The following is an 18,936-nucleotide window of genomic DNA, read 5'->3' as shown; positions in this document are numbered from 1 at the left end:
GAGGAGCGTTTCGGCTTTGGAGTCTCAACTTGGCGAGGCAAACGGCGGAGGTCCGCCCGGCGACATCGAGTCGAATTTCGGGTGAAGCAGCGGAGCTTGCGCCTCTCGTACGGCTGGGTGCGCCGCTCGCGCTCGCGAGTCTCGGGCAGACCTTGATTGGAACGATCGCCGTGGCAGTTGCCGGGCGTTTGGGTGAGGACGAGCTGTCCGCGGTGGGGCTCGGCGCTGCGCTCTACTTCACCGTCGCCGTGTTCGGGCTCGGTGTGGTGCTTGGCATCGATCCGCTGATCACACAGGCGCTCGGCCGAGGTGATCACGAGGGCGCGCGCCGGGGTCTGTCACAAGGCATCTGGCTCGCTCTCGCGGCGGCGCTGGGACTCGCTCTCGTGATCGCGGCGCTCGCGGTCGGGCTGGACGTGCTTGGGCTGCCAGCGGACACTGCCCGCTTCGCACGCGGGTATTTGTTCGGTCGCTTGCCTGGGCTCGCGCCGTACCTCGTGTTCGCCGCACTTCGGAGCTTTGCGGCCGCGGAGGGTGAGACCCGACCCGTGCTGATGGCGGCGGTCGTCGCCAACCTGTCGATGTTCATCGTCGCTCCGCTGCTCGCCCAAGGTTCCGTCGTGCTCGGGCTGGGGCCAGCGCGGACCTTCGGTATCGGCCTGGCGGAGAGCGCCGGGGCCTGTTTGCAGCTCGCCGTGTTGTTCGCGAGCCCGCTCGGTCGAAAGCTACGGCGTCTCCGCCTCGCGACCCCCTCCCGGGAGCTGGGTCTCGAGGTGCTGCGAGTGGGGATCCCGGTTGGACTCGCGCTCGTCGCCGAACACGCGGTGTTTGCCACGGTCAACCTGCTGGTGGCGTTAATCGAGCCGGCGGCGCTGGGAGCTCATCAAGTCGCGATCACGTGGGTCGGAACGTTGTTCATGCTCCCGGTCGGACTCGGGGGAGCGACGGTCGTGCGGGTTGGGCGCGCGCTGGGCCGCGGGGACGTGCTGGCAGCGCGCCGCGCCGGACGCGCCTCCCTCGTGCTCTCGCTGCTCTTTGGTATCGGCGCAGCCGCGCTCTTCTGGCTCTTCCCGTGGCAGCTGTCCGGTTTGATCAGCCGTGACCCACGCGTGCTCGCGGTGTCGGCTCCGCTGATGGGGATCGCCGCCCTCGCGCTCGCCGCGGACTCCGTGCAGGCGGCGCTCGCAGGCGCGGTCCGCGGGGCCGGTGACACTCGGTTCGCACTCTGGGCAACGTTGCTCTCCCACTACGGTCTGGGTCTCCCTCTCGGGGTCGCGCTCTCGACGCGCGGCGCGCTCGGGGCCTCGGGTTTGTGGCTGGGGCTGACCTTGGGCCTCGGCGCAGTTGCGATCGCGCTCGCGGTGCGCTTCAGTCGCACCGTCTCGCTAGGTCTGGTGCACGGGAAGTCATGGGCGTCTCACTCTCGAAAGAGCTCATCACTCGCGCCTTGGCCGGCGCCTCGGTGTTCCCCGCCGTGCCGCCTCGACGTGGTGCCTTCGCGCCTGCCGCCGTAGTCGTTCCGCTCCGCCTCGCAGGGCACGACACCGTCATCGTGGTCGTGCGCTCCACTGAGCTCGCAGACCACGCCGGGGAGTTGGGGTTTCCAGGTGGAAAACCCCTGCCTGGTGAGGCCCTCTCCAGCGCCGCTTATCGCGAGCTGGGAGAGGAGCTGGCGGTGACGAGTGATGAGCTGGAACCTCTGGGCGAGCTGACACCGATCCCGGTCGTGACCGGCAAGTACTTGATCACACCCTTCGTCGCCGCGCTCGCCACGTCCGCCGCTCCACGCATCGCCTCGTCCGAGCTCTCGGCGCTGCTCGAAGTGCCGCTCCGGCCTTACCTGGCTGGTGAGCGCAAGATCTTCGGTTTCATGACCGATTGGCGCGGAACGCCGTTTGCGTTGCCGCACTTCCGGCTGGATGACCGCGTCTTGTTCGGTGCGAGCGCCGTCATCCTGTACGAGCTGATCGCGCGTCTGGCGCGTGAGCTCGGTGTCCGTTTGCCAGAGCTGGAAATCGAAGCGGACCGCCCTTGGGGGAACCGCTACCCTGCGTGACCCATGGACGCCATCGTCAGCTTCTCCGCCCTCGAACTCGCCGCGAAGATCCGGGCGCGGGAGCTCAGCTCCCGCGAGGTCATCGAGGCGCATATTCGTCGCATCGAGCTGGTGAACCCCGCGCTGAACGCCGTCGTTGCGACCCGCTTCGACGAGGCGCTCTCGGAGGCGCGCGCGGCGGACGAGCAGCTCGCACACAGCGACGTCGACGCGCTCCCGCCGCTGTTCGGCGTGCCCTGCACCATCAAAGAGTTCTATGCGGTGCGCGGAATGCCGCAGACCGGAGGGCTCTGGATCCGGCGACACGAGATCGCGACGGAGGACGCTCTCGTCGTGCGACGCTTGCGGGCTGCCGGGGCGATCGTGCTGGGCGTGACCAACGTGCCCGAGGGCGGCCTCTGGCTCGAGACGCACAATCGAGTCTACGGACTCACCAACAACCCCTGGGATCTGCGGCGCACACCCGGCGGGAGCAGCGGCGGCGAAGGGGCGATCGTCGCCGCGGGTGGCTCACCCTTTGGCATGGGCTCGGACATTGGCGGGTCCATCCGTCTGCCGGCGGCGTTTTGCGGCGTGGCCGGGCACAAACCCACGGGGCGCATGGTGCCGAACACGGGTCACTGGCCGCCCCTCGGCGGCGAGCTTCGCGCCTATCTCTGTTGCGGGCCGATCGCGCGCAGGGTTGATGATCTGAGCGCGCTGTGGCGCATCGTGGCAGGACCGGACGAGCCTGGGTTCGTGGAGCCTTTCACCTTGGGCGACCCGGATTCGGTGGCGCTCTCGGACCTCACGGTGTTTCCGGTCGAACACAGCGGGGTCAGCGCCGAGGCCGCGCTCCGCGTTGCGGTGGAGGACGCCGTGCGGGTCTTGGTGCAACGCGGCGCTCGTGTCGGGCGTCTGCGATCGGATGTGTTTCGCCGCGCGCTCTGGGTGTGGGGCGCGATGATGTCGGAAGACGAGGGCGTGAGCTACGCGGAGCTCGTCAGCGGGGATCCCGAGCTGTCGGTGCTCCGCGAGCTCGGCAAGCTGGCCTTGGGTCGGTCACGCCACACCGGACCGGTGCTGGCCCTGATCTTCGGAGAGCGCTTGATGCGGCGCGCCCCGAGCCGACACAGCCGGCGCCTGATCGAAATCGGCAAGGCTCTCGGTCGCGAGCTCGAGGACACCCTCGGCGATCGAGGGGTCATCGTGCATCCCCCCTACGCCCGAACGGCGCCCTACCACCGGGCGCCGTTGCTGCGGCCCCTCGACGCGGGGTTCACGTCGATCTTCAACGTGCTCGAGTTACCGGCCACTCAGGTGCCGACCGGGATCGACGCTCGCGGTCTGCCCCTCGGAGTGCAAGTCATCGCCGCTCGGGGGCGCGACCACCTGTGCCTCGCAGCGGCCAGTGCCATCGAAGCGGAGCTCGGCACGTTCACGCCCATCGATCCGCGGCCGCGCGCTCGAAAGCCGACTCAGCCCTTCGACAGCTCCTCGCGCAAGAGCTCGAAATAGCGAGCGCGAAGCTCCGCTGGGATGCGGTGCCCGACCCCGGGAAAAGTCTCGATGCGCGCCTCGAACCCACGGCGACCGAGCGCATCGACGGCAGCGCGGGTTGGGCCGAGTGGGACACGGTCATCGCTCTCGCCGTGTAGCGCGACGAGGCGTGCCGCGGAGTGCGCGGCGTCGGCGGAGGGCCAGAGCGGTTCGGGCAAGGCCCCGCCGATGGGGAACGCGGCTTGAACGAGCTCCGGGTGGCGCGCGAAGATCGTGAAGCTCAACATGCCACCTTGGGAAAACCCGGTGACGATGGGCTTCCCACGCGTCGGACGCCGCGCAGTGAGTACCCCCAGCATCGCGACCACGCGTTCGGCTGCGTCGCTCATGCCACGCGAGCGAAGCGCGTCGCCGTCGTTCGGGCGGAACGGAAACCACGAGAAGCCATCGCCCCAAGCATCGGGCGCGCGAAGGAGCACCACTCGCGCCTTGCCATCGAATGACGCGAACAGTTCACCGAACGACTCGGGACGATCCCCGAGCCCATGCATTGCCACGATCAAAGGCAGCGCGTCGTCGCTTCGCGCTCCGCCGGTCAGGCGCTCGATGTATTCGAGGGGAGCCGCAGCGCGCGCTGCCGTAGGCGGTCGTGGCGAGAGGCCGACCGAGCTTCCGCTGTTCGATGCTGGCGCAGGGCTTGGCGCGGACGAGCGAGAGTCGCAGGCCGCGACCAACACCGCGAGTGCGAGGAGCGCGACGAGCCTGGCGCGGGTCGTGGTCGGCATCACGAAAAACGCTACCACGACGTGATCGATGGTCGGGCGTGGGGCTTTGAGGTATCGTTCGCACTCGGCCTCGGAGAGACCTGGCGACGATGCGCACAGTTTGGGCACTTGGTTGTGGCATGACTCTGGGGTTCGTCCTCGTCGGTTGCGGGGCGTCCGACACGCAGGATCCCGGTTACACGAACGCGGGGGGCGGGGTTGGTGCGACCGGTGGTGCTCCCGGCGGCGGAGGCGCGAGTGCGGGAGGCACCAGCGGGGTCGGTGGCGGCGGCGGTGCGCCGCTCGGCGGCGGCGGAGCAGGAGCTAGCGGTGGAGTTTCCGGCGGTGGTGGCGGAGGTGCATCGGGCAGCGGCGGAGCTGGCGGCACCGGCGCCGGCTGCGTGCCCATGCCCGCGTGCGACGCGCCACTGCCGACGTTCAGCAAGCGTAGCTGGAAACACACCACCATCAGCCCGATCATCGTGGCGACGGGTTTTGCGAACCATCGCGGCCGCGACCTCGTTCTAACCCCGAGCTTGGATCAGTGGGTGCTCGGCAAGTTCGCGTACGGAGTCGCAGACAAGGACTTGCACGACGAAGAGGTGGATATCTGGCTCAACCGTGACTGTGGCACCGGCTGGGAGCAGCTCGGTACCGGAGTTACCACCTACGACGGGGACCACGCGACGATCGAGGGCGCCGAAGACACCGGCGGTCGTATCTATTTCCAGATCCCGGCGTCGAAGAAGCTCGGTATCGGTCGCCACCGCATCTACATGGTCGTTGCGGGCGATCTGAGTGGCACGGAGGCCTACATCGAGGTCGTGCCACCTGGCACGCAGTACTTCTTCAGCGACGTCGACGGCACGTTGACCACCACCGAGACGGCGGAGTACGGCTCGATTCTGACCGGCAGCGTTTCGGACGCGAATCCCGACGCCGGCAAGGCGCTGACGCTGCTCGCCCAGAAAGGTTACCGGCCGTTCTACCTGACCGCTCGGCCCGAGTTCTTGGTCGGGCGGACCCGCGAGTTCGTGAAGGTGCGCGGTTTCCCGCTCGGCGTGGTCCACACCACCTTCGCCCTCGGTGGCACCGGCGGCGCGGCCTACGCGTTCAAGAAGGCAGAGTTCGACGAGTTCCTGGGGCGCGGGTTCGTGGCCGCCTACGCCTTTGGCAACACCGCGTCCGATGCCGACGCCTTCTTCATGTCGAACATCCAGCCGAGCAACCATCGGATCTTCTTTCAATTCACCGACGCGGCTCACGCGGGACGTCGGATCGAGGCCTACACCGAGCTGCTCGGGGAGTTCGGCGGCCTCGCAAAGCCGTGTAACTGACCCAGGGCGCCTCGCCAACCCGGTAGGGCGGCTCTATGTTGAGCCGAGCTCATGAATTTCTCCTGGCGCATCGCCTCCGTGCGCGGCATCGCGATTCGCGTCCACGTCACGTTCCTCCTGGTGGTGGCGCTCGGGGGCTTCGAGTGGGGCGTTTCGCACGGCGCGCTCGGGGCGCTCTTCGGTGCGGTGCTGGTGTGCCTGTTGTTTGCCTGTGTCGCGCTGCACGAGCTCGGTCACAGCCTGGTCGCTCAGCGGCTCGGGGTCTCAGTGCGGGAGATCTTGCTCCTGCCCATCGGCGGCGTCGCTCGCTTGGGGCGCGAGCCAAAGTCTGCCCTCGACGAGCTGTTGATCGCCGTCGCCGGGCCACTGGTGAACGTCGTCATCGCGTGCCTGCTGGTCGGCGCGAGCCTGTTGCACGCCGGGTCGGCGTGGTTCGCTGGGGGTGGGTTCGTGCGCAGCCTGGTGGCGCCGCCCTCGGCCGCGACGTTGGTTGCCGTCTTGATCTCGGCGAACGTGGCCCTCGCCGTCTTCAACATGATCCCCGCTCTGCCCATGGACGGCGGTCGGGTGTTTCGTGCGCTCCTGACCTTCGTTTTCGGCAAGCTCAAAGCCACGAACATCGCCGCCACCGTCGGTCAGGTGATCGCCGCCGGCTTGGCAATCTTTGGCCTCTTGAGTGCGAACTTGATCTTGGTCTTCATTGGTGTCTTCGTGTTCATGGGCGCCGCCCAAGAGCGCTCGACGGCCCGCGCCCTTTCGGCTCTCGCGGGCCTCTCTGCCGGCGACGCCGTGGACACCCGGGCGCTGTGTCTCGAGCCCGGTGACATGCTCGGTGTCGCCATGCAGCACGCACTGCGCTCCGGGCAGCCCTTTTATCCGGTCGTGCTCGGCGAGCGCCTGGTCGGCAACATCTCGCGCGAGGAGATCCTCCGGGCCGTGCGTCGCTCGGGACCGCTGACCTTCGTGGCGGGAGTCATGAGCCGGGATCTCGAAGAGGTGGACCTGACAGAGCCGCTCACGGAGGTGCGAAGCCGGCTGATCGAGCGCGGCGGGCGTCCTTTGGTCGTGCGCGGCCCGCACGGGCCATTGGGACTCATCAGCCTGGACGATCTGGCGCGCGCCGCGAGCATGGCAGACCTCCTACACCACCTTCGGGGCCCCGGCGGCGCCGAGGCGCGTTGAACTTCGGCCCGCCCTCGGTCTAAGGTGCCGCGCCCCGAGAGCGAGGGAGGGCGCTCCTCGCGTCGCTCCCTTGGAGGCCGAGGACCGTCATGAGTGAAAAGACCGACGAAGTGAGCGGCACTGCCAAGCCCGAGATGGACACTGCCGCGCTCGACGACGTGAAGCAGCTCGGCCTGGGCGCCGCCATCGTCTCCCTCGGCTACGTGTTCTGGGTCGTCGGCGCCATGGAGATGGTGGAACGCTTCGCTTACTACGGCGTCAAGGCCGTCGCGACGTTGTACGCCAAAGCTCCGGCGCGCGATGGCGGCCTGGGCGTGGCCATGTCGCAGTTCGGGATCATCCTGGGCACCTGGGCCTGGGTGCAGTCGGTGGTCCCGGTGTTCACTGGCGGTTTGTCGGATCGGTATGGCTACAAAAGAACCATCTTCGCCTCGACGGTGGTCAAGATCCTCGGCTACCTGGTGATGGCGCAGTTCGCGACGTTCTACGGCTTCTTCGCCGGGGCCATGCTGCTCGCCACAGGTACCGCGATCTTCAAGCCGGGCATTCAGGGCACTCTGGTCAAGTCCACCAAGCGCGAGAACAGCTCGATGGCCTGGGGTATCTTCTATCAGACCGTGAACATCGGTGGGTTTCTCGGGCCGCTGCTCGCCGGCTACATGCGCAAGATGCAGTGGCGCTACGTGTTCCTCTCTTGCGCGGCGCTCATCGCTTGCAACTTCCTTCTGCTCCTCACTTACCAGGAGCCGGGCAAGGCAGAGCGCCTCGAGCGCGCCCGCCTGGCAAAGAGCGGCGAGCTCAAACAGGAAGCGCTCTGGAAGGAGTCGCTGCGCGAGCTCAAGAAGAAACACGTCTGGCTGTACCTGCTGATCTTCTCGGGGTTCTGGTACATGTTCAACGCCCTCTTCGACGTGCTTCCGGCCCACATCGAAGATTGGGTCGACACGCGCGATATCGTAAAGACGCTGTTCGGCTCGGGTGGGACGGAGAGCGCCTTCGTGAAGTTCTTCGTCGTGATGAACAAAGAAGGCACGGAGATCATGCCGGAGGGCATGTTGAACCTGAACGCCGGCCTGATCATGACGACCTGCTTTTTGTTCGCCTGGGCCAGCGGTCGTTTGCGGGCTACGACCAGCATGGTGGTCGGAACGCTGCTCGCAACACTGGCAATGTTCCTGTCCGGGTACTCGAAGCTCGGCTGGATCTCGGTCGGGGCGATCCTGATCTTCAGCGTGGGTGAGATGCTCTCGAGCCCGAAATTCAGCGAATTCATCGGCAACTTCGCGCCGGCCGACAAGAAGGCAATGTACCTGGGGTTCTCTCAGATCCCCTTGGCCATTGGCTGGGGCATCGAAGGGTTCACGGCCCCGGTTCTGTACGATCACTTTGCATCGAAGGATCGATTCGCCCGCGTGCTCCTGGCCGAGCGCGGCATGCCGGCGGCCGATCTGCAGGCGATCAAACAAGGTGAGGCCTTTGGTGCCCTGATGAAGTTCACGGGCGAATCCCGGGAGCACCTCACCGAGCTCATGTACTCGACCCACAACATTGGTGCGGTGTGGATCTTCATGGGTGTCATCGGCATCGTGACGGCGATGGGCATCTACGCTTACGGCAAGTGGATCCGCACCATCGTCAAGAGCTGAAACCGCGGCGCCTGGGCCGCCGCCGACTCCTGCTCGGCGCGGCAGGCGTGGCGGGTGCCGGTGCGCTCGACGCGTTCGTGGTCGAGCCGGCATGGCTCGCGGTCACACACCACGTCGTTCCGGTCCCTGGGTTGCCGAGCGCCCTCGAGGGTTTTGTCCTGGCGCAGGTCACCGACGCCCATCTTCGGCATTTCGGTCGAGTCGAGCACGCGATCGTCGACGCCGTGCGGAGCGCTCGAGCTCAGCTGGTGGTCCTGACCGGCGACATCGTCGACCATCCGGGCAGCTTGCCCGTGCTCGCCGAGCTCGTGAGTGCCCTCCGCGCGACTGGCGCGGACGTCGTGTCCACACTTGGTAACTGGGAACACTGGAGTGGCTTCACTGCCGCGGGGTTGAGCGAAGAGTACGCCCGCCTCGGGGCACGGCTCCTGGTGGACGACGCCGTGCGCCTCGGCGGCGTGGCCATCGTGGCTACCGACGACGGCTACGCGGGGGCACCGCGCTGGGACCGGACGCTGGACGCGCTCGGCCGCCTCTCCATTGGTGACGAGCCCAAGCTCTTGCTCACCCACAGCCCTCAGATGTTCGATCGGGTGCCGGCTGAAGCCCCGCGCTTCGCCCTCTCGCTGGCCGGGCACACCCACGGGGGTCAGGTTCGGGTCGGCTCGCTCATGCCATTTCTGCCACCGGGCAGCGGGCGCTTCAGCGCGGGTTTCTACGACACACTGGGTGGCAAGGCCTACGTCAGCCGGGGCACCGGCACCAGCGTCGTGCACGCGCGCTTTCTGTGCCGACCCGAGCTGCCGGTGTTTCGCCTGGTGCGCGGTTGAGCCACTCGTTGTAGATCCCGACGCCATGCTCGACGCGCAGCGCCCCGCCGAACGCTTGCTCAAGAGCGAGACGTCGGAAGCTTGGTGCAAGGTCGCGGCGGACGACTTGCCGGCGACGCTGGCAGACCACGCACACTGCGAGAAGAAGGCCACCGCGAGCGCCATCGCGTTGATCAACGACTACCCAGAGGACACCGAGCTGGTGCGGGTGCTCGCGGCGTTGGCAGAGGAGGAGCTGGGGCACTTTCGGCAAGTGCACCAGCTGCTCACCGAACGCGGCGCCGAGCTGACGAGGGACCGCGGTGATCCCTACGCGCGAGCCCTCATGGGTCTCCTCCGTCATCCGGTCGAGCTGAGGAAGCTGGACCGGCTGCTGGTCGCCGCCTTGATCGAAGCGCGCTCGTGTGAGCGCTTCCGCCTACTTCGGCGTGAGCTCGAGCGCCGAGGAGAGTCGGAGCTCGCGCAGTTTTTCCGGCGGCTGGAGTCCAGCGAAGCCGGCCATGCTGCGCTGTTCGTGCACCTGGCCGAGACCCGATTTGGCAGGGAGATCACCCGTGCTCGACTGGAGCAGATGGCGGACGCCGAGTCCGAAATCGTGGCGAGGCTGCCCATCGCCCCGCGCATCCACTGACACGGCGGCGCAGGGCGTCTACTTCGCCTTCGGCTTCGGCCACGGGATCGTGCCGTCGGCCAGCTCGATCCCATGGGAGGTCAGCGCCTGCCTGCTCTCGAAACAGAGATCGTATTCGCGGTCCGTCGTCAACACGCTGCCGCCGCCGTCCTCCATGAGACAGCCGCGGTTGGGACAGTGATCGAGCCCGAAGGTGTGCCCAATCTCGTGCACCGCCACCTTGCCGAGCCGGATCCGGGCGTGCAAGGCGTTCTTCGCCAGGCGCTTGCAACGAAAGGACGACAACACACACGCTGCGCCATCGATGGTCGCGAGTCCCAAGATACCCCAGTCGTCGATTTTTCCCTTGGTCGTACTGATGTCGACACTCGTCAGCCCGAGGATACGGCTGCCGTCCTTCGGCATGCGCGGTTTCAAGAAGTCGAGCAGCTTCTCCGCGCGATAGCGCGCGCGCTTCGGGTAGTACGCGCTCTTTGGCAGATCGACCCGCGGCAGGGTCTTGACCTCGACCGCGTAAAACGCCCGGAGCGCCTCGACCACCATGGCCACGTCGGCCTCCGGGAGGGCCTTACCCAGAGCCTGCACGTACACGGTGCGACCGCCGTCCTCCTCCGCGCCGGCAACTCCGGAGAGCACCAGGGGGAAGAGCCCGGAGAGCGCCAGAAATCTACGACGGGTATGCGGGTTCATGGCGCGGTTTTCAGCATAGCAAGCTCTGCGGCCGTGAGCCGCACCGGGTCCCGCGGCAAGCGCGCGAGGGAGAAGTCCTTCAGGCATTGCTCCGGTGTCATTCGCTCGTCGCCGTCGAGCCCCGAAACCCCGGCTGCCCAGGCGACGATGCGGCGCGGATCGACCCCGCGCTCCCGCAGCTCAGCCAGGCTGAGATCATCGGCACGTTTGGCGAAACGTCGGCCGGAGGCGTCGACCACGAGCGGCACGTGGAGCCAGCGCGGGGAGGTGAGTCCAAGGGCCCGCTGAAGCAAGATCTGGCGCGCCGCGCTCGGCAAGAGGTCGTCGCCGCGAAGCACCTCCGTCACCCCTTGAGCCGCGTCATCGACCACCACGGCCAGCTGGTACGCCGGGGTGCCATCGCGCCGCATGACCATGAAGTCGCCGACCGTGCCGCCGACATCGAAGCTCTGCTCGCCTCGGAGCTCGTCCTTGACCAAAGTCTCGCCGTCCGGCACCCGGAAGCGCAGGCTGGCGTCCTTGCCGGTCAGCTTTCGTGCGTCTTCGCGGGATCCGAAGCGATCGCGGCAGGTTCCCGGATAGCGCACCTCCACGTCCCCCTCGTGGGGCGCGCTCAGCGCAGCTCGAACGTCGGCTCTCGAGCAGATGCACGGGTAGGCCGCGCCGAGGTCGCTGAGTCGACCGGCCTCGGCGCGCAACCGCTCGAGGCCGGAGCTCTGCAGCAGCATTGGTCCGTCCCAATCCAGGCCGAGCCAGGTCAGATCCACGAGCGCGGCGTCGATCATCTCCGAGCGGGCTCGAGGACCGTCGAGATCCTCCATACGCAGAACGATGCGCCCGCCGCGGGCGCGGACGCTCCACCAGGCGAGCAGAAACGAGCGCGCGTGCCCGAGGTGGAGCAGCCCCGTGGGGCTCGGTGCGAGCCGGCCGACCGGCGGTGTGGAGTCCATGGGCGCTCACTCGTGAGCTTGCCAGACCCGGTGTTCAGCGTCTCGCGCGGCGCCAAGCCCGGAGCCGAGCTCACATCTTCTCGACCGACTTGAACATCTCGCGGACGAACGAGGTTCGCGGTCGGATGAGCAAGACGCGACCCGCGAGGGGCCTGACCGTGATGCGCGCTCCCGCTGGAAACCCGACGTCGGAGTTCAGGAGCTCGTCGTCGAAGATGTAACGATCCCCATCGTCTGTGCGCACGGCGCTCTGAACGTCAGCGCTGGCGACTCCGGTGATGGCCAGAAGGGTCAGGCCGAGGGCCGCGGAAATCCCGATCCGAGTCATATTTGTGCCTCCCGTGCTTCAAACCGCGGCGAGGCGAGGAGCTTGGGTCATTCCTTGTCGGGGTCGCACTTGCAGACGGCCAACTTGGCCTCGCTTTCCTTCACGATGTTCTTGGCGCGCGTGCAGCGGTCGGCCGAATCACCCGCGAGCCTGCAGACGGCAGCGGCGGCGCGGCGGAGCGAGGTCATGGCCTTGCACGCATCGGGGCAGCGGGCGTCACCCTGAGCCAGGCGCTCGGCGCCCTTGCCGGCCTTGTCGCCAGCCTTGCCCAACGACTTGTCGAGGTCGGCTCGCGCTTGGGTCAGCTGCGTTTCGGCTTCGGCGAGGGTGCTCGGGTCCCGGAGCAGATTGCGCCGGCTGTCGTCCTCGTCCTTCGCGGCTTCGGGCGCGAGGCCTGGACCCGGTGTCGGCTTCGCTTCGGGCTCCGGTGTCGGGGTGGCCGCGGGCGGTTGTTCCACCGGAGATGCCACCGATTGCGGGGCCGGCGGCGGCGCCTCGCTGGCCGCCGGGGCCGCGTCCTTCTTGCAGCCCGCGAGGGTACAAGCGAGCACGAGCGATACTGCGATTGAAGAGCGCATCTCAGGTCATTCTCCGTCGGGCGCGCACTTGCACACGGCCACCTTGGTCTCGCTCTCTTGTACGATTCCGCGGGCGCGCTTGCAGCGCTCGTTCGTTTCACCAGCCAAGCGGCACACCGCGCTACCGGCGCGCTTGAGCGATGCAAAGGCCTTGCAAGCCGAGACACAGCGATCGGTACCAGCGGCGAGTGGCTCGGCTTCGCCGCCGCTGGGCGCCGGCTTCGCGGGTTTCTTGTTGGCGGTCTCGCTGGTCTTCGCTCTGGCGCCCGGGGTGGGCGGGGTAGCTGGCCCCAGCTCGGCTCGGGCTCTGTCGAGTGCCGCCTCGGCCTCCGCGAGGCTCGTGAACTGGTTCTCGTCCTCCGCACGTGGCTGGTCGCGGTCGAGACCGCCTGCGTTGGGCGCTGCGCTCGAGGTCCCGGTCGGCGCCGCCCCCGGGGCGGGCATGGGTTGTTGCCCATAACCTGGCTGTTGCATTGGCATTCCGCCGGGCTCGGGGCTCGCGGGCTCCTGCGCCTTGCTCGCGGCACAACCCATCAGTCCGAGCGTGAGGAGTCCTGAGAGAGCAGCGCGATGGAAGATCGACATCATTTCACCCGAGCCGGAGGCAGAGTCAGGGGAGGGTACCAAAGTGAGACGATCGACGGACGGAATCGATGGGTGGCATGCGGCGAGTTGGTCGGAGAACCGGCCGTTTCCCGCCGTCCCGCGCCCGAAATGTGCGAGGCCCCCGCGGGCGCGATCGTAGAAAACGGTCGAGCCCCGAGGGCCTTACACTCAATCTGCTAGAGAACTGCGCACGCGCACGTCGTGCCCCTGGTCCGCGCCATCAGTTGATGGCGTCGGGTCGGCGGTAAACCGTCACCACGGCCGCGCCACCGAGGCCGAGGTTGTGTTGCAGCGCGATTTTGGCGTCCTTGACCTGGCGCTTTTCGGACAGGCCCCGGAGCTGCCAGTTGAGCTCGGCACACTGGGCGAGGCCCGTGGCCCCGAGCGGGTGGCCCTTCGAAATTAGACCGCCCGACGGATTGACCACCCATTTTCCGCCATAGGTCACCGCGCCCGAGTCGATCAGTTCGCCGCCCTTGCCGGCCTCGCACAAACCGAGCGCTTCGTAGGTGAGCAGCTCGTTGGTGCTGAAACAATCATGCAGCTCGATCACGTCGACCTGCTCGGGACCCACGCCCGACGCCTCGTAGGCGGTTTGGGCTGCTTTGCGCGTCATGTCGGAGCCGACGATCTTGATGCAGCTACGCTCATCGAAGGTGCTCTTCAGATCGGTCACCATCGACATGCCGGCGATCTCGATCGCCTGCTTCTCCAGACCGTTCGCCTTGACGAACTCCGCGCTGGCCAAGATGGCCACGCCGGCGCCATCCGAGGTGGGGCAACACTGAAGCTTCGTCAGCGGCGCGTAGACCTCCTTGGCGTTCAGGATGTCTTCGAGCGAGTACTCGTCCTGGAACTGCGAGTACGGGTTGTTCACCGAGTGTTTGTGGTTCTTCCAGCCCACCTTGGCGAACTGCTCGGGTTTCGTTCCGTACTTCTCCATGTGCTCCCGGCCGGCGTTGCCGAACAGCTGCGCTGCCGGCGGAGCCGGCGCGAACTCTCGCAGCTCCATCATCAGCATCATGTGTTTGTCCATGGGGTTCACCCGGTCCATGAACTTTGCGCCGAGGGAGCCCTTCTCCATCTTCTCGAAGCCGGCGGCCATCACGCAGTCAGCCAGCCCGCCTTCGATCAGCTGTTTGGCCAGAAACAGCGCCGTGGAGCCGGTGGAGCAGTTGTTGTTGACGTTGTAGATGGGGATGCCGGTGAGACCGAGCCCGTACAGGGCGCGCTCCCCACTGGTGCTCTCACCGTAGACGTAGCCGGCCGCGGCTTGCTGGATCTTCGTGTAGGGAATGCCAGCGTCGGCTAGTGCCTTCTCGCCGGCCTCCTTGACCATGTCCGGGTAGTCCCACTCCTTGGAGCCCGGCTTCTCGAACTTCGTCATTCCCACGCCCACGACGTAGACTTTCCTGCCCATGGTTCTCTCCTAGTTGGTGGCCGATGGCGTCCCTCTAGCGGGTGCGCTCCGGCTCGAGCCGCGCAGCTGCGATACGCCATCGACCCTAGGCAGGCAAGCCTGGCTGAGCACGTCGAGAGCGCCCTGCGGCCGCACGGCGGTTCTCCGCTCGGAGCACCGAGCGGGTGCGCCGTTGTGCGGGCGTGGAAGGGGGAGGGGCCAGGCGGCGCGAGCGGAGGCGCTCAGCAGAGCTCAGCGGCGCGCGACAATGTACGCGAGCCAGCCGGGCTGGTTGTGGGCGCGCAGGCGCGGCCGAAACACCTCGGCGTCCATCGGTTTCTTCGAGCAGTCCCAGTACACCTGCACGTCCGAGAAGCCTGCCTCGGCGAGCAACTCTTGCAGCTCTGGGAGCGTCCAGAACCGCCAGTGATAGCTGAACGCCTTGTTCAGGCGGCTGCCGTTCTTGAACTCGAAGTGGATGTAGTTGACGACCTCGTGAGTGATCGGGTCGAAGCCATTTTGGTCCCAGACGTAGGTGAACCCACCCTTGATACGGCGGCGCTCTTCCATTGGCTCGATCGCCTCCCAGCCGCCGTAGGCGTCGAGGGCGAAGAACGAATCTTTGGCCAGCAACGTGCGGACATGGGCGAAGTAGGCGCGCATCTCGTCGCGCGTGCGGAAGACCCAGTAACTGAAGTTGAAGGCACACACGACGTCGAACTTGGCCCGCACGGGGCTCCGAACGTCCTGCCGCAACAAGGACAGGCGGCTTGCCGACTCGCCGAGGCCCGCGACGTTGTGTCGTTTGCCCCAGGCCAGCACTTTCGGGTCGATGTCGACGCCAGTGGCCTTACGCGACTCCCCGCGCCGAACCCACTCCGCACACAACAGCGCGGAGCCGCAGAAATCCTCCAACAGGCTCTGCGGGCGGCGTCCGAGCAGCGAGCGATAGACGTGATCCAGGAAATCGACCTCGACCTCCGCGTCTTGCACGCTGAGCTGGTAGAGCACGTGCCGGTCGGCGTTCTTGGCCGTCAACGCGGGCTTCTTGGCCGGCTTCTTGCGAGTTTTTTTCGAGGCCTTGCGGCTCGAGCTGGGTTGTTTTTTTCGGGTCACTGGGAGCGCTACTTGTCGATGACGACGATGTCGAATTGCGCGTTTTCGTATAGTTTGTCGAAGGTGGACGCAAACTTCTTTTCCACGTTCTTGCGCTTGACCTTCAGCGTCGGTGTGATCTCGTCTTCGTCCAGAGAGAACTCGCGCTCCAGCAAGTACACACGCTTCACCTGCTCCACGCGCGAGAGCTTCTGATTCCCGCGGTGCACGGCCTCGGCGATGCGCTGGCGGAGTCCGGGCTGTGAGGTGACCTTCTGCATCAGCTCGTTCAGGCCGTCGGGCAGAGCCAGAGGGTTCTGCATCAATGCGAGCTTCATCCGCTCGAGCTCGGCCTCCTCGCTGGCCAGCCCGTTGCTCTTTGCCCACTCGATGGCCTCGATGGGGCTCACCGAGACGATGGCAGTGACGTACGCGCGGGTGTCACCATGGGCGTGGACGTGGCTGATCAGCGGGTCTTGGTGCTTGATCTCGTTCTCGATGTTGGCAGGCGTGATGTTCTTGCCGCCGGCGGTGATGATGATGTGCTTCTTGCGATCGACGATGTAGAGGTAGCCGGCATCGTCGCGCTTGCCGACGTCGCCGGTGTGCAACCAGCCCTCCGCATCGACGGTCTCGGCCGTGGCCTCCGGCGCCTTGTAATAACCTTGGAACACCGTCTTGCCGCGGATCAAGATCTCGCCGTCTTCGGCCAGCTTGTCCTCGACGAAGGCGAGGGGTTTGCCCACCGAACCCAGGCGCACGGCGCCAGGTCGGTTGACGTGGGTGACCACCGTCGATTCGGTCATGCCGTAGACCTCGAAGATCGGGAAGCCTGCGGCCCAGAAGAACTCCAACATCTTGCGCGGAATGGGGGCGGCACCCGTGACGTAGTATCGGACCCGACCGCCGAAGACCGCGCGCAGCTTCGAGAACACCAGCCGGTCCGCGAGAGCGTGTTTCATGCGCAGACCGAGCGGGATGGGTTTGCCTGCTTGCCAGAGCGCGACGACTTCATGCCCGACCCCCTCGGCCCAGCGAAAAGCCTTCTGTTTTCCCGGCGGAGCTTTCTGCACTTCGCTCTGAATCCGAGCGTAGGCCTTCTCGAAGATGCGCGGCACACTGCCGAAGATGGTGGGTTGCACCTCCTTCACCTCTTCGAGCACCGCCGGCACGCTGCTGGCGTAGGCCGTGGCGATGCCGTGGTTGATGCGACCGTAGAACGCCAGCACGCGTTCTGCGACGTGGGCCATGGGGAGGAAGCTCAATCCGCAGTCGTTCTCGTCGAACTCCATGATGGTCGAGCTACCAAGCAGCGTGACGATGTTCTCGTGGGAGATCATCGCCCCCTTGGGGGGGCCGGTCGTGCCGCTGGTGTAGACGATGATGGCCGTCGATTTGGGATCGATCTGGCGGACCCTCGCCTCGACTCGCTGGCGCTCCGGCACCTTGGTGAGCGCGTCCGCGAACGGAGTAATCCAGCTCTCGTTCTTCAGCTGGTCTTCGATGCCGCGCGTCTCCCATACCAACGCGCGCTCGAGCTTTGGCAGGCCGGGTTTCGCGGCGATGACCTTATCGAGCTGCTCTCCGTCCTCGACGATCACAAACCGCGAGTCCGAGTTCTCCAAGATGTAACCGAGCTGCTCCGCGGTGAGCGTGGGGTAGGCACCGACGGTGACCGCGCCGGCAAGCAGGCCGCCGATGTCCGCTATGCACCACTCGGGTCGGGTGCTGCCGACGACGGTGATCTTGTCACCGGGCGCGAGCCCCGCGTCCATGAGCCAAGCCGCGAGCGCGGCAGCCGACTCGTAGAAGTCCCGCCAGGTCGAGGAGACCCAGGCCCCATCGACCTTGCGTCGCCAAGTGGTCGCATGAGGCGAACGGTCGACGCGGCCGAGGAACAATTCCGGCAGCGTCTTGCAGTCGGGGATCACCGGCTTGGTCGGGTTTGCGGGGGAGCGAATCTGGTCCAGCATCAGGGGCGCGAGTCTAGGCCAGTGTCTCGGTCTTCGCCCACACTTGATCTGTCAATTTGGCGGGACTCACAGGAAGTGAAAAAGACGACAAGTCTGGCCGATGGTGCCGCGACGCGATGTCCCGGCCGGACTCGGGCGCGTCCGTTCGCGCCGCTGCGCCGCGTGGGAGCTTCACTTCTTGGCTGCGCAGCGCACGCGTGCAGCCCAGGTGCGATGGTCCGCCGTGTAGGCAGCGACGATGCCTTCGGGCGTTGCGGCGAGGGAAGTGTTGGCGAAAGCTTTGGCGCGCGCGAGCACTCGAGATGGCCCGAGGCCATCGAGCGCCAGGCTCGACAGGTGCAGCTCCTGCGGTGCGCCGGGTTTGGCTTCCGAAGGGCTGACGTAAGCGAGCCAGCTGTCGCCGCACGCCCGCACCACCGAGATTGGCGCAGGATCGAGGCCATTTGGGTAGATGCGCCAGGTGATGGGCACCCCCATCTTCGGTCGCTCACCCACAGCAAGCGCCGCGAGGCCAAAGCGCGACACGTCCCGTTCGATCGCCACGAATCCCCAGACCTCGCCGGCTGCGCTCTCGGCCGCGACGATTTCCGTCGAGGTTTGTGCCGAGCCCCCCACCCACACGACGACATCTTCATCGAGGGCCGTCTTGCCGCCCTTCTCGAGCAGGAGCCGAGCGTGTACCGGCGTCATCGCGGTGCGCCCTTCGAGGGTGAAGGCCATCACACCTCGCGAGGTCTCGGCGAGCGTCACGCTGCTGGCGGCTGCTCCCTCCGGCGAGAGGCGCAACGGATCCCCGCCGTCCACCCAGAGGCGCGCGGCGGCATCTCCGTCGGCGCTCGCGGGGCGTGTGATGTACGCGACCACCGCCTTGCCGCCGAACGACGCGGCCGACACGCGAGTGCCGTCCCGCGCGTCCTCGCTGAGTACATCAACCCTGCCGCCCGAGAGCTTGGCTCGGACCAGTCGCCCCTTGGAAATCCAGAATGCATGCTCCCCCAGCACGGCCGGGCCGCGAGCGAAGGCTGCGAACTGACCTGCATCGAGGCTCACCGGAGCCGGAGCGCCTTTTACGGTGCTCGGCAACGCCGTGACACTCAGCTGGTCGTCGCGGGTGAGCAGCACGACGCCTCGACTCGTGGCGGTCGCCGGCCCTGCCGGACCGATGTCGAACAGCTCGATGGCGGCGTTCGCGCCGGCATCCGTGGCACTCCCGGCATCGATGAGCTCGTCTCGCTCGACGCTGCGTGCGCTCGCGGTAGGCGGTGAAGCCGAGGTCGCTGCGCTGCCGGAAGTTGCGGGCGTGGAGCTCGCCGGCGGCGGCGGCTTTTGTGGTTTTCGCTCGCAGCCCACCGCCAAGAGCAAGACCAGAGCCGAGACCGCGCGCGCCTGCAT

Annotated in this window: 18 protein-coding genes; 8 read left to right on the top strand and 10 right to left on the bottom strand. The window is 66.8% G+C overall.

Going from position 1 to position 18,936, the window contains the following annotated elements; genetic code table 11:
• The first annotated feature begins 29 nt into the window (after positions 1-29).
• Genes IPI67_28810 through IPI67_28800 form a run of 3 tightly spaced genes read left to right on the top strand, consistent with a single transcriptional unit; the run spans position 30 to position 3,553 of the window.
• A complete protein-coding gene (locus IPI67_28810; protein MBK7584189.1) occupies positions 30-1,514 on the top strand; it encodes an MATE family efflux transporter in 1,485 nt (494 codons plus the stop codon).
• On the top strand, positions 1,475-2,056 hold the full coding sequence (locus IPI67_28805; protein ID MBK7584188.1) for a CoA pyrophosphatase: 582 nt from the start codon (positions 1,475-1,477) through the stop codon (positions 2,054-2,056). The genes IPI67_28810 and IPI67_28805 overlap by 40 nt, the downstream gene beginning before the upstream one ends.
• A 12-nt stretch (positions 2,057-2,068) precedes the next feature.
• Positions 2,069-3,553 carry an amidase gene (locus IPI67_28800; protein ID MBK7584187.1) on the top strand — a complete coding sequence of 495 codons (1,485 nt, stop codon included), beginning with the start codon at positions 2,069-2,071 and terminating at the stop codon, positions 3,551-3,553.
• On the opposite strand, the gene IPI67_28795 is transcribed toward IPI67_28800, so the two are convergent.
• The gene (locus IPI67_28795; GenBank protein MBK7584186.1) at positions 3,514-4,320 is read right to left on the bottom strand and encodes a prolyl oligopeptidase family serine peptidase; all 807 of its coding nucleotides are present in this window, start codon (positions 4,318-4,320) and stop codon (positions 3,514-3,516) included. The two genes, IPI67_28800 and IPI67_28795, sit on opposite strands and share 40 nt — an antisense overlap.
• 89 nt (positions 4,321-4,409) lie before the next feature.
• Here IPI67_28795 and IPI67_28790 point away from each other — a divergent pair, with 89 nt between their 5' ends.
• From IPI67_28790 to IPI67_28770, 5 genes are all read left to right on the top strand, one after another.
• The gene (locus IPI67_28790) at positions 4,410-5,636 is read left to right on the top strand and encodes a phosphatidylinositol transfer protein (GenBank protein MBK7584185.1); all 1,227 of its coding nucleotides are present in this window, start codon (positions 4,410-4,412) and stop codon (positions 5,634-5,636) included.
• Positions 5,637-5,687: 51 nt separating this feature from the next.
• The gene (locus IPI67_28785) at positions 5,688-6,818 is read left to right on the top strand and encodes a site-2 protease family protein (GenBank protein ID MBK7584184.1); all 1,131 of its coding nucleotides are present in this window, start codon (positions 5,688-5,690) and stop codon (positions 6,816-6,818) included.
• A 134-nt stretch (positions 6,819-6,952) separates the two neighbouring features.
• The gene (locus IPI67_28780; protein MBK7584183.1) at positions 6,953-8,464 is read left to right on the top strand and encodes an MFS transporter; all 1,512 of its coding nucleotides are present in this window, start codon (positions 6,953-6,955) and stop codon (positions 8,462-8,464) included.
• A gap of 11 nt (positions 8,465-8,475) precedes the next feature.
• Complete coding sequence (locus IPI67_28775; GenBank protein ID MBK7584182.1) at positions 8,476-9,294, top strand: metallophosphoesterase; 819 nt, start codon at positions 8,476-8,478, stop codon at positions 9,292-9,294.
• 25 nt (positions 9,295-9,319) lie between these two features.
• Positions 9,320-9,925: a tRNA-(ms[2]io[6]A)-hydroxylase gene (locus IPI67_28770; protein ID MBK7584181.1), complete on the top strand. Its 606-nt coding sequence runs from the start codon at positions 9,320-9,322 to the stop codon at positions 9,923-9,925.
• A gap of 18 nt (positions 9,926-9,943) precedes the next feature.
• On the opposite strand, the gene IPI67_28765 is transcribed toward IPI67_28770, so the two are convergent.
• The 9 genes from IPI67_28765 to IPI67_28725 form a co-directional block, all read right to left on the bottom strand.
• Positions 9,944-10,615, bottom strand: coding sequence for a matrixin family metalloprotease (locus tag IPI67_28765; protein ID MBK7584180.1), 672 nt, complete (start codon positions 10,613-10,615; stop codon positions 9,944-9,946).
• Complete coding sequence (gluQRS, locus tag IPI67_28760; GenBank protein MBK7584179.1) at positions 10,612-11,565, bottom strand: tRNA glutamyl-Q(34) synthetase GluQRS; 954 nt, start codon at positions 11,563-11,565, stop codon at positions 10,612-10,614. The genes IPI67_28765 and gluQRS overlap by 4 nt, the downstream gene beginning before the upstream one ends.
• Before the next feature lie 70 nt (positions 11,566-11,635).
• The gene (locus IPI67_28755) at positions 11,636-11,893 is read right to left on the bottom strand and encodes a hypothetical protein (protein MBK7584178.1); all 258 of its coding nucleotides are present in this window, start codon (positions 11,891-11,893) and stop codon (positions 11,636-11,638) included.
• Between the two features lie 47 nt (positions 11,894-11,940).
• On the bottom strand, positions 11,941-12,471 hold the full coding sequence (locus tag IPI67_28750) for a hypothetical protein (GenBank protein MBK7584177.1): 531 nt from the start codon (positions 12,469-12,471) through the stop codon (positions 11,941-11,943).
• Positions 12,472-12,477: 6 nt separating this feature from the next.
• Positions 12,478-12,915: a hypothetical protein gene (locus tag IPI67_28745; protein ID MBK7584176.1), complete on the bottom strand. Its 438-nt coding sequence runs from the start codon at positions 12,913-12,915 to the stop codon at positions 12,478-12,480.
• A gap of 382 nt (positions 12,916-13,297) precedes the next feature.
• Entirely contained in the window at positions 13,298-14,497 is a 1,200-nt protein-coding gene (locus tag IPI67_28740; GenBank protein MBK7584175.1) for a lipid-transfer protein, read from the bottom strand.
• A gap of 231 nt (positions 14,498-14,728) precedes the next feature.
• On the bottom strand, positions 14,729-15,514 hold the full coding sequence (locus IPI67_28735) for a class I SAM-dependent methyltransferase (protein ID MBK7584174.1): 786 nt from the start codon (positions 15,512-15,514) through the stop codon (positions 14,729-14,731).
• Positions 15,515-15,600: 86 nt separating this feature from the next.
• On the bottom strand, positions 15,601-17,544 hold the full coding sequence (locus tag IPI67_28730; GenBank protein MBK7584173.1) for a long-chain fatty acid--CoA ligase: 1,944 nt from the start codon (positions 17,542-17,544) through the stop codon (positions 15,601-15,603).
• A gap of 171 nt (positions 17,545-17,715) precedes the next feature.
• Positions 17,716-18,936: a hypothetical protein gene (locus IPI67_28725; protein MBK7584172.1), complete on the bottom strand. Its 1,221-nt coding sequence runs from the start codon at positions 18,934-18,936 to the stop codon at positions 17,716-17,718.

Source organism: Myxococcales bacterium (genome assembly GCA_016706225.1).
GTDB lineage: Bacteria > Myxococcota_A > Polyangia > Polyangiales > Polyangiaceae > JADJKB01.
This window is presented reverse-complemented; position numbering and strand designations above follow the sequence as displayed.